This is a genomic window from Planosporangium mesophilum, assembly GCF_016863255.1.
Taxonomy (GTDB): domain Bacteria; phylum Actinomycetota; class Actinomycetes; order Mycobacteriales; family Micromonosporaceae; genus Planosporangium; species Planosporangium mesophilum.
The window spans coordinates 244,869-255,261 of sequence record NZ_BOON01000006.1 but is presented as its reverse complement, the minus strand read 5'-3'; the positions used below and the strand labels follow the sequence as shown (position 1 = coordinate 255,261).

Below are 10,393 nucleotides of genomic sequence, written 5' to 3'. Positions count from 1 at the left end.
GTGGGTGCTGCTTCCGGTGGCGTTCAGTTGCGAGCCGGTTGTATCGCGGCCGAAAGCCTCAGTGCCGAGCGGCGCCGCAACCGAACCGCACTCGAACGGTCCGCTCCCGGCGGATTCGTACGAGGAGTGCCCGCACGTGGAGGCAGGACATCGGCGGGTACGAGCTGCTGGCTCGCCGAGACCGAAATCGACAAGCTGGCCGTCTCGGGGTCGACCTGCGGCGCTCCCGCGGGCCGGATCGCCGCTGCGGTGGAGCGACGTTCGGCCGTGCTCGACGAGGTGGCAGCGGTACTCGTACGTTTCAATCTTTGGGACGGCAATGTGGTCGTCCGGGCGGACCTCGACGTGACGGGCTTCGGCGCCGGCTCGACGACCTGCTGGCAACGCTGTGACGCGTTCTTCGTACGGAACGCACCTGATCGAATGACCCGACGTGACCGGGGCGAGCCGGTACTGTTCGGATCCGTGACCGTCGACAGGCGGTCCGCCGCTCGTGCGAGGAGTGTCGATGAGTGCCGCGGATTACGGGGTGGAGTCGAGGCGGTTGGGCCTGGCCCGGTCGACCACCAGTCACGGCGTGATCCGGCTGAGCGTCAGCGGCGAGGTGGACATCAGCACGGTCGACCAGCTACGCGGCGCGATCAGCGAGATCCTCGATGAGCAGGGCGTGAAGCAACTGATGCTCGACTTCGAGTCGCTGCGATTTCTCGACTCGAGCGGCATCGCCGCGATCATCGGTGGCCTTCACGCCGCGCGCGACCGGGGCGCCGGCTTCGGCGTACAGAACTGCCACGGCAGCGTTCGCAACGTGCTCGAGGTGACCGGGGTCTACGAGAGCCTGGCGGCCGCGGACGGGAAAGCGGTCGGGAAATAGGGCGACCCCCGGGGCTCCGTACACGCTGGTGCACGGACCGGCTGGACAAGGGCCGGACCCCGGGGGTCGGGTAACTGCTTCGAATTAGCCGAGCCGCCGTGCGGTCCGACTACTGAGAGTCCAGAGGACGGCGACTAGCGCGCAGTCACCTCACGAGTCCAACAACTACACAACTTTGGACCACCTCCTTTCCCGTGTACGCCCACCCTATGAGGCGCTCCGGAGGCCCGCAACGGTTTTTGCCAGCCGCGTAAGCTGGGCGGATGCCGGAGGGGGGCGCGTGAAGCTCAAGCTGGACCTGCACGACATCTACAACCGGAGCGGCGACATCGAGCGGGCGCTGAACGGGATCATCGCCGAGGCGGTCGCGAAGAAGGCCGCTCTCGTGGAGATCATCCCGGGGAAGGGCTCCGGTCAGCTCAAGAAGCGGGTCCTGCGGTTCCTCGATCAGAAGGAGATCAAGGCCCAGTACCACCGGGTCGAGAAGGACTCCAAGAACTTCGGGCGCCTGTTCGTACATTTCAAATGGAAGTAACGCCGAAACCGGGCGGGCCCGGCAGCGCGGGCGGAGCTCATCGGCTCGAGAGTCGTGCTCGGATTTCGCCGTCGGCGGCGCGCGGCCGATGAGTGGATCATGACGGTCAGGCGACGGCCACCCCGAGCGGATGGCTGAAGCCGTTGATCGTGGTGACGGCGTTGGTGCGGATGTCGAGCACCGACACGGTCCCGGCGGCGGGGTTGGTGACGTACCCGTGACGACCGTCCGGGGCGATGGCCACGCCTACCGGGTCGTGGAAGCCGTCGATCGTGGTGACCGCGTTGGTGCGGGTGTCGATCACCGATACGACCCCACCGTCCCGGTTGGTGACGTACACGCGGTCGCCGTACGGACTGACGGCCACGCTGTACGGGTCGTGGAGGCCGAGGTAGGTATTGGTGATCGTGCCCGTCCAGGCGTCGATCACCGATACGGTGCTGTCACCGCGGTCGGTGACGTACACCCGGCCACCGACCGGGCTGACGGCCACGCTGTACGGCTCGTGGAAGCCGGTGACGGTGGCGCCGACGGTGTCGGTACGGGTGTTGATCATTGACACGGTCCCGCTGAGGCGGTCGGCGACGTAGGCCCGGCCGCCGACCGGGCTGACGGCGACGCTGTACGGGTCGCTGAAGCCGGTGATGGTGGCGCTGACGGTGTTGGTACGGGTGTCGATGACGGAGACGGCGCCGCTAAGGCGGTTGGTGACGTAGACCCGGCCGCCGTCCGGGGCGGCCGCCACCGCCCACGGGTCGTTGAAGCCGGTGATGGTCGCGGTGACGGTGTTGGTGCGGGTGTCGATGACCGAGACCGTGTTGTTGTGGCGGTTGGTGACGTAGGCGCGGGTACCGCGCCGGGTGACCGCCACGCCTGCCGGATAGTCGAAGCCGGCGATGCCGCTGACGGCATTGGTGCGGGTGTCGATTACCGACAGGGTGCCGTTGCGGAGGTTGGCCACGTACGCGAACTGTCCACACCCGGCCGCGCTGGCCGGGGGTGCCGTGCTCAGGTCGGCCAGGACCGTGAGTGCCGCCGACACGGCTATGAACGCGGCGATCCTGGCCCTGAACCGGTCGATAATCATCCACTTGCGTATATATTCCACGTTACCCCCTTGAACCATCAAATCCCCCGGACTGCACCATGCCGGGTGGTTGATCGCAACAGCGGCGGTACGCCGGCCGGTGCAAAACGAGCGCCGCCGGGCGCCAACGGGGGCCTCGGCGTAGCAGCCAGGCTTGCCGAGGCCCGCTCGTGGGCGGCGATCAGAGGCAGCCGCATCGGGTGTTCTTGACGACGACCACGCCCTCGGGGCGCACGCCCAGGGGGATCGTCTTGACGGTCCTGTTGACGAGGGTGTTGATCACCGTCACGGTGCCGTGCTCCTGGGTCTCGCTGTACCAGGTCGTGACGTAGGCCTGGATACCGTCCGGCGTGAATGCCACGTTGACGGGGCTGTCAGTGACCGGGATGGTGGCGATGACGGTGTTGGTGAAGGTGTTGATCACGGACACGGTGTCGTCGAGGACGTTGGTGACATAGGCGCGATGGCCCCACGGGTGGAGCGTCACGCCGACCGGCTTGTTGCCGACCGGGATGGTGGCGGTGACCGTGTTGGTGCTGGTGTCGATCACGGACACGGTGTTGCCGTACAGGCTGGTGACGTAGAGGTGCCTGCTGTCCGACGTGATCGCGAGGCCGACCGGGTTGTGGTCGATCGGGATGGTGGCGGTGACCGTGTTGGTGCTGGTGTCGATCACCGACACGGCGTTGCCGAACAGGCCGCTGACGTAGGCGTGCCTGCCGTCCGGCGCCATCACCACCTCGACCGGCCGCCTCGCGACGTCGATGGTGCCGGTGACGGTGTTGGTCGCCGTGTCGATCACCCAAATCTTGCTGTCCATGAAGGTGGCGACGTAGGCGCGGGTGCCGTCCGGAGTGAGCGCCACCCCCTGGGCCATGCCGCTGACGGGGATGGTGGCGGTGACGGCGCCGGTCGCCATGTCGAGTACCGACACCAGGCCAGGACTAGGGCTTTGATCGGTCACGTACATCCGGCGGTGGTCCGGAGTGACCGCCATGCGGAACGGGCCCTTGCCGACCGGGATGGTGCCGATGACCGTGTTGGTACGCGTGCCGATCATCGAAATGGTGCCGGAGTTTCCGTTCGCGACGTAGGCGATCTCCGGGTCGAACACGCTGGCGCTGGCCGGGGCCGGAACGGCCATGCCCGCCGGCACTGCGAGGGCCGCCAGCATGGTCAGCAGCGCCGCGGTCCTCAGCCATGGGATCAGTTTCCTAGAATTACGTCTATATCCAATAAGTGTCATCTAGTTTCCTTTCCGCCCTTTTAGGACACCAGCACTCCAACACCGGGCGTGACTGATCGCAACCGCTGGCGCGGCAGACGCCTCGTGGGGTGGGGAAGCCGGCGAGGCGGCGCCGCGGCAGGCCGGGTCGTCCGATGTGGAGATCACGTACGCGGCGACGAGTGCGAAGTAGCCGGCCGAGGAGCGGGCGATCGCGATGCTGCGCCGGCGTACGGTCAGGTACAGGACGCTCATCCAGCCGAGGAATCCGATCGTGATGATCGGGAGGGCGATGTACGGCGTCGCGGGTAAGCCGGCAGCCACGGGGTAGCCACCGGAGCGGCCGGCCGTCGGTGATGTAGCTCGCACCAAAATCATTTGAGCCCACCGTCCGCTCTGCCGATGCTTGTATCAACCAAGTATCGAGGGGGGGTGGGCGTGACCGACGACGAGTACATCGCGATCGGTCAGCAGTTCGGCCTCTTCTTTCGCCGCGCGGAGCGGCTCTACCAGGCCGCCCACCTCGACGCACCGGGCCCCTCGCTCGAGCGGGCCGCGTACGGGGTGCTCGCCCGGATCGCCGGTGGTGGTCCGCAGCGGCTCTCGACGCTGGCCTCAGGCCTGTGCGTCGACCCGTCGACGGTGAGTCGCCAGGTGGCGGCGCTGGAGGCGGCCGCCCTGGTACGGCGTACGCAGGATCCGACGGATCGCCGGGCGAGCCTGATCGAAGCAACCGCGACCGGGATGGACGTCTTCGTCGCGCACCGGAACACGTGGCTGGGCGCCCTCAAGGGGCTCCTGGCGGACTGGACATCGGCCGAACGGCGGGAGTTCGCACGACTCTTCGCCCGGCTGACCGAGGCCATGGAAAAGAACTCGCCGGCTGGTGCCGGGATGGAGAGCGAATGACGACCACGACCGAACGTCCCCCACTCACTCATCGGCAGATCCTGCTGCTGATGAGCGGCCTGATGGCCGGAATGCTGCTGGCCGCGCTCGACCAGACGATCGTCGGTACGGCGCTGCCGACCATCATCGGCAAGCTGGGCGGGATCGAGCACTACTCCTGGGTGGTCACGGCCTACCTGCTGGCCTCGACGGCCTCCACGCCGCTGTACGGGAAGGTCAGCGACCTGTACGGCCGGCGCCCGGTCTTCCTGTTCGCGATCGTCACGTTCCTGGTGGGCTCGCTGCTCGCCGGCCTCTCGCAGAACATGGTGTCGCTGATCGCGTTCCGCGGCATCCAGGGTCTGGGCGCCGGCGGCCTGATGACGCTCGCGTTCACGATCATCTCGGACGCGGTGCCGCCCCGGGACCGGGGCCGCTACCAGGGCCTGTTCGGCGCCGTCTTCGGCCTGTCGTCGGTGGCCGGCCCGCTGGTCGGCGGGTACTTCGCAGAGCACGACTGGCGCTGGATCTTCTACATCAACCTGCCGATCGGCATCGTCGCGTTGTTCCTGTCCAACCACGTGCTGGGGCTGCTGCCGCACGAGCGGCGTGAGCACAAGATCGACTGGCTGGGCGCCGCGCTCCTGGTGACGGGCGTGAGCGCGATCCTGCTGGCCCTGTCCTGGGGCGGCCAGAAGGAGCCCAACGGGTATCCGTGGAGCTCACCGGTGATCATCGGCCTGCTCGCTGTCGGCGCCGTGCTGAGCGTCATGTTCGTGTTCGTCGAGGCGCGCGCCAGCGAGCCGATCCTGCCACTGCGGCTGTTCCGCAGCTCGACCTTCTCCATCGCCAACCTCGCCGGCTTCATCCTCGGCTTCGGCATGTTCGGCTCGATCATCTACGTGCCGCTTTACCTGCAGATCGTCAAGGGTGCGACCCCGACGAGCTCCGGGCTGATGATGCTGCCGATGACGATCGGCATCATCTTCGCCTCGATCGTCTCCGGGCGGATGATCAGCAAGCTCGGCCGGTACAAGTGGTTCCCGGTCGTCGGCACGCTGGTGATGGCGGGCGGCCTGGCGATGTTCGCCGCTATCGGGGTGGACACCGCGCTGTGGAAATCGTTCATCCCGATGCTCGTCATCGGCCTCGGCCTCGGCCTCGCGATGCAGCCGCTGGTCCTCGCCGTGCAGAACGGCCTCCACATCCGGGACATGGGCGCGGGTACGTCCGCGGCGACCTTCTTCCGGTCGCTCGGCGGCTCGTTCGGCGTGGCGGCCCTCGGTGCCATCATGACCAACCGGTTGGCGGCCGAGCTCCAGCCCCGGGTCGCTGAGGCGATCGGCCAGCTGCCGGCGCAGGTACAGCAGAAGATGGCCGGCGCGATGGCCCACGGCATTTCGATCAACGACCCCAAGTCGATCAAGGAGCTGCCGGACCTGGTACGCCGGGCGATCGAGGAGGGCTTCGTCACCGCGCTGCACCCGCTGTTCCTCGTCTCGGCCGCGGTGTCGCTGATCGCGGTGGTCCTCTGCGTCGCGCTGCCCGACAGCGAACTGAAGGGCGGCGGCGCCACGCCGGCCGCGGGCGACGCGGATGCCGCCGCCGAGATGGAGGCCAAGGCCGCGTCCATGATGTGACGGTACGGAGAACGTCGACGACGGGTTGTGCGGGTGCCGCACAGCCCGTCGTTTTGCTTGATCACCATTTGGTGGACCTGACCGATCGGCCCTTCCGGATCTGTGACCTCGACCACTAACTTCTGGGTATGAAGAGCACGATGATGCCCTCGCCGCTGCTGATCTCGCGGCTTCTGGAGCATGGCCGTTCGGTTCACGGCACCGCCGAGGTGATCACCTGGACCGGTGCGGAGTCCGGCCCGCGCCGGACCACCTTCGCGGAGGTCGGTCGCCAGGCGGCGCGGCTCGCCCACGCGCTCCGCGACGACCTCGGCGTCACCGGTGACCAGCGGGTCGGCACGTTCATGTGGAACAACGCGGAGCACCTCATCGCGTACTTCGCGGTGCCGAGCATGGGCGCCGTGCTGCACACCCTCAACATCAGGCTCTTCCCGGAGCAGCTCACCTACATCGCGACCCACGCCGAGGACAAGGTCGTCATCGTCGACGGGACGCTGGTTCCGCTGCTGGCCCGGGTCCTCCCGGAGCTGACGACGGTCGAGCACGTGATCGTGGTCGGCCCCGGCGACGCCGCGCCCCTGGCGGCGGCGTCGCACGTGACCGTCCACCGCTGGGACGACCTGCTCGCCGGCAAGCCGGACCGGTACGAGTGGCCGGCCGTTGACGAGAACGACGCCGCCGCGCTCTGCTACACCTCCGGTACCACCGGCAACCCCAAGGGTGTGGCCTACTCGCACCGCTCCATCTGGCTGCACTCGATGGAGGTGTGCATGGCCGAGACGTTCGGACTCGGCCCGACCGACCGTGAGCTGGTCATCGTGCCGATGTTCCACGCGATGGCCTGGGGCCTGCCGTACGCGTCCTTCATGGGCGGCGCGTCGCTGCTGATGCCGGACCGGTTCCTGCAGGCCGCCCCGCTCGCCACCATGATCGAGCAGGAGAAGCCGACCCACGGCGGCGCGGTACCGACGATCTGGACCGACCTGCTCGCGTACCTGGAGAACCACCCGGCCGACGTCTCGTCGCTCAAGGAGGTGGTGGTCGGCGGCTCGGCCTGTCCGCCGGCGCTCATGCACGCCTTCTCCGAGCGGTACGGCATCGAGATCGTCCACGCCTGGGGCATGACCGAGATGTCCCCGCTGGGGTCGGTCGCCCGACCGCCGGCCGGTGCGACCGGCGAGGAGGCGTGGGCCTACCGGTACACCCAGGGGCGGGTCCCGGCCGCGGTGGAGGCCCGCATCGTCGGCCCGCTCGGCGAGGCGATGCCCTCCGACGGCAAGGCCGTGGGTGAGCTGGAGGTCCGTGGACCGTGGATCACCGAGCGGTACCTGGGGGAGAGCGAGCCGGACCCGGACAAGTTCCACGACGGCTGGCTGCGTACCGGTGACGTCGGCACCCTGTCGGCGGACGGCTACCTGACGCTGACCGACCGGGCCAAGGACGTCATCAAGTCCGGCGGCGAGTGGATCAGCTCGGTCGACCTGGAGAACGCCCTGATGGCGCACCCGGCCGTACTGGAGGCGTGCGTCGTCGGCGTGCCCGACGAGAAGTGGAGCGAGCGTCCGTTCGCGACCGTCGTGCTCCGGGAGGGTGCCACGGCGACCGCCGACGAGCTGCGGGAGTTCCTCGGGGCCAAGGTCGCCCACTGGCAGTTGCCGGAGCGCTGGGCGTTCATCGCGGCGGTGCCGAAGACCAGTGTCGGCAAGTTCGACAAGAAGGTGCTGCGCGCTCAGTACGCCGAGGGCGCGCTGGACGTCCTTCAGGTACGGGAGTGATCTGTCTCACATGACCTACTGTCGGGTACGGGTCCCGTCGATATCCAATCAACCCGTACCCGGTGGAGGTTCCCGTGTTCGCTCTGGTCGGCCGTTTACCGGTCAAGCTGCGCTCCGCTATCGCCATACTCCTGCTCGTCGGCGGCTTCATCGGTTTCGGCCTGTACGCCCGGTCGGTCGCGCATTCGATCGCCGCGGCACTGCCGGCCGGCTCGGCCGCCCGCGCCGAGCTCGACCTCCTGGCCGCGCTGGCGCTGTGGGTGCCGATCGTGCTCGTGCCGGTCGGCCTGTTCATGCAGGCGTCGACGTGGGTCAGCGTCATCGGGGCGCTGAAGCACGCCGCCCGGGTGATCGCAATCGCCGCCACCGGTGATCTGTCACCCCGGATGACCATCGCCGGTAAGGACGAGCTGCACCAGATGGGCGTCGCGTTCAACACCATGATCACCCAGTTCGAGACGACGGTACGCGGCATGCGGCAGGCCATCGATGAGCTGGACAGGTCGTCCGTCGACCTGGAGGCCGTCAGCGCGACCATGGCCTCGGCGGCCGAGGCGACCGCGGTCGAGCTGGGGACGGCGACGGAGTCGGCCCGCCGGGCGAACCACGAGGTGGAGTCGATCGCCACCGGTACCGAGCAGTTGCGTCAGGCCATCGGGGAGGTCAGCGCCAACACCACCGCGGTGTCCCGCTCGACCGACGACGCCGTGGCGAACGTCGAGGAGGCCACGGCCAACGTGGCCCGGCTGCGGGAATCCAGCCTGGCCATCGGTGAGGTGGTGCGGTCCATCAACGCGATCGCCGCCCAGACCAACCTGCTGGCCCTGAACGCCACCATCGAGGCGGCCCGGGCCGGCGAGGCCGGGCGCGGCTTCGCGATCGTGGCCGGTGAGGTGAAGGAGCTGGCGCAGATGACGGCCGACGCCACGGAGGAGATCTCCCGGCGGGTGGACGCCATCCAGCACGACACCGACGAGGCCGTCGCCGCGGTGACCGGCTTCGCCGACGTCATCCGGCTCATCGGCGAGCACCAGGTCAGCATCGCCGGCGCGATCGAGGAGCAGACCGCTGCGATCGGTGCCATGGCGCAGGGCGCCGGTACGGTCAGCGACACCTCGGCCCGGATCGGCGACGCGATCGGGGGCGCCGGGCGGGCCGCCGAGGAGGTGCGCGGCGTATCGGCGGAGACCCTCCGTACGGTTACCGACCTGACCTCGACCGCCGGCCGCCTGCGCGACCTGGCCGCCCGCTTCTCCTGACCGAATCCTTCAGGATCATGGGTACCGACGGTCGGCTCTAGGCGGACTTGCGGGCGGCTGCCTTCTTGGCCGGTGTCGCCTTCTTCGCCGCGCTCTTCTTGGCGGGTTCGGCCTTCTTCGCCGCTGCCGTCTTCTTCGCCGGCTCGGTCTTCTTTGCCACCGCGGTCTTCTTGGCCGGGGTCGCCTTCTTGGCTGCCGCCGTCTTCTTGGTTGCCGCAGCCGGTGCGGCCTTCGCGGTCTTCTTGGCCGCGGAGCGGGCGGAGCTGATCGGGGTCGGCTCGCCCGCGTCGCCGCCGGCCGACTCGCCACGGGCGCGCCGGGCGCGCTCGACCGAGGCGCGCAGCGCGGCCATCAGGTCGACCGCGCCGGTCTGGGCCGGCTCCTCCTCCTCGGGAGCGACCACCTCACGGCCGTCGACCTTCGCGTCGATGACCTCCTGCAGAGCCGCCCGGTAGTTGTCGGTGTACTGGTCCGGGTCGAAGTCCGCCGCCATCGACTCGATCAGCGAGCCGGCCATCGCCAGTTCCGCCGGCCGCGCCTCGACGTCGTCGCCGAGGAACTCGAAGTCGGGTTTGCGCACCTCGTCGGGCCACAGCATGGTGTTCAGGACGAGCACGCCGTCGCGTACCCGCAGGGCCGCCAACTGCTCACGCTGGCGCAGCGCCACCTTCACGACCGCGACCCGGTCGGTGCTGGTCAGGGCATCGCGCAGCAGCGCGTACGGCTTGGTTGCCGACTTGTCGGGCTCCAGGTAGTACGCCTTGGCGTACAGGATCGGATCGATCTGCTCGGCGGGTACGAACTCCAGCACGTCGATCGCGCGGCTCGTGGTCAGGGGCAGGTCGGCGAAGTCCTCATCGGTGAGGATCACCATCTCGCCGCCGCCGAGGTCGTACCCCTTGGCGATGTCGTCGTAGGTGACCTCCTCGCCGCACACCGAACAGGTCCGCTTGTAGCGGATCCGGCCACCGTCGCTGCGGTGGACCTGGTGGAAGCGGATGTCCTTCTCCTCGGTGGCCGAGTACAGCTTGACCGAGATGGACACCAGCCCGAACGAGACCGCCCCCTTCCAGATGGACCGCATCCCCGTTACCCCCTTCAATCCCGCCG

General features: G+C 68.5%; 9 protein-coding genes. 6 read left to right on the top strand and 3 right to left on the bottom strand.

What is annotated here, in order from left to right:
• Positions 1-508 precede the first annotated feature (508 nt).
• Together Pme01_RS05035 and Pme01_RS05030 are read left to right on the top strand one after the other, a co-directional pair.
• Positions 509-874, top strand: a complete 366-nt coding sequence (locus Pme01_RS05035) for an STAS domain-containing protein (RefSeq protein ID WP_168112429.1) — start codon at positions 509-511, stop codon at positions 872-874.
• 280 nt (positions 875-1,154) lie between these two features.
• A complete protein-coding gene (locus Pme01_RS05030; protein WP_168112430.1) occupies positions 1,155-1,409 on the top strand; it encodes a Smr/MutS family protein in 255 nt (84 codons plus the stop codon).
• A 106-nt stretch (positions 1,410-1,515) separates the two neighbouring features.
• Here the strand turns inward: Pme01_RS05030 and Pme01_RS05025 are convergent, their stop codons facing one another.
• Together Pme01_RS05025 and Pme01_RS05020 are read right to left on the bottom strand one after the other, a co-directional pair.
• Positions 1,516-2,517 carry a YncE family protein gene (locus Pme01_RS05025; protein WP_168112431.1) on the bottom strand — a complete coding sequence of 334 codons (1,002 nt, stop codon included), beginning with the start codon at positions 2,515-2,517 and terminating at the stop codon, positions 1,516-1,518.
• Between the two features lie 160 nt (positions 2,518-2,677).
• Positions 2,678-3,742, bottom strand: coding sequence for a YVTN family beta-propeller repeat protein (locus tag Pme01_RS05020; protein ID WP_168112432.1), 1,065 nt, complete (start codon positions 3,740-3,742; stop codon positions 2,678-2,680).
• Between the two features lie 417 nt (positions 3,743-4,159).
• Here Pme01_RS05020 and Pme01_RS05015 point away from each other — a divergent pair, with 417 nt between their 5' ends.
• The 4 genes from Pme01_RS05015 (at position 4,160) to Pme01_RS05000 (ending at position 9,283) form a co-directional block, all read left to right on the top strand.
• Positions 4,160-4,630, top strand: coding sequence for a MarR family winged helix-turn-helix transcriptional regulator (locus tag Pme01_RS05015; RefSeq protein WP_168112433.1), 471 nt, complete (start codon positions 4,160-4,162; stop codon positions 4,628-4,630).
• The gene (locus tag Pme01_RS05010) at positions 4,627-6,249 is read left to right on the top strand and encodes an MDR family MFS transporter (protein WP_168112434.1); all 1,623 of its coding nucleotides are present in this window, start codon (positions 4,627-4,629) and stop codon (positions 6,247-6,249) included. The genes Pme01_RS05015 and Pme01_RS05010 overlap by 4 nt, the downstream gene beginning before the upstream one ends.
• A gap of 143 nt (positions 6,250-6,392) precedes the next feature.
• Positions 6,393-8,024, top strand: coding sequence for a fatty acid--CoA ligase (locus tag Pme01_RS05005; protein WP_203935433.1), 1,632 nt, complete (start codon positions 6,393-6,395; stop codon positions 8,022-8,024).
• Between the two features lie 74 nt (positions 8,025-8,098).
• Positions 8,099-9,283, top strand: coding sequence for a methyl-accepting chemotaxis protein (locus Pme01_RS05000; protein WP_168112436.1), 1,185 nt, complete (start codon positions 8,099-8,101; stop codon positions 9,281-9,283).
• 37 nt (positions 9,284-9,320) lie between these two features.
• On the opposite strand, the gene ku is transcribed toward Pme01_RS05000, so the two are convergent.
• Positions 9,321-10,367: a non-homologous end joining protein Ku gene (ku, locus tag Pme01_RS04995; RefSeq protein WP_168112437.1), complete on the bottom strand. Its 1,047-nt coding sequence runs from the start codon at positions 10,365-10,367 to the stop codon at positions 9,321-9,323.
• Positions 10,368-10,393 lie beyond the last annotated feature (26 nt).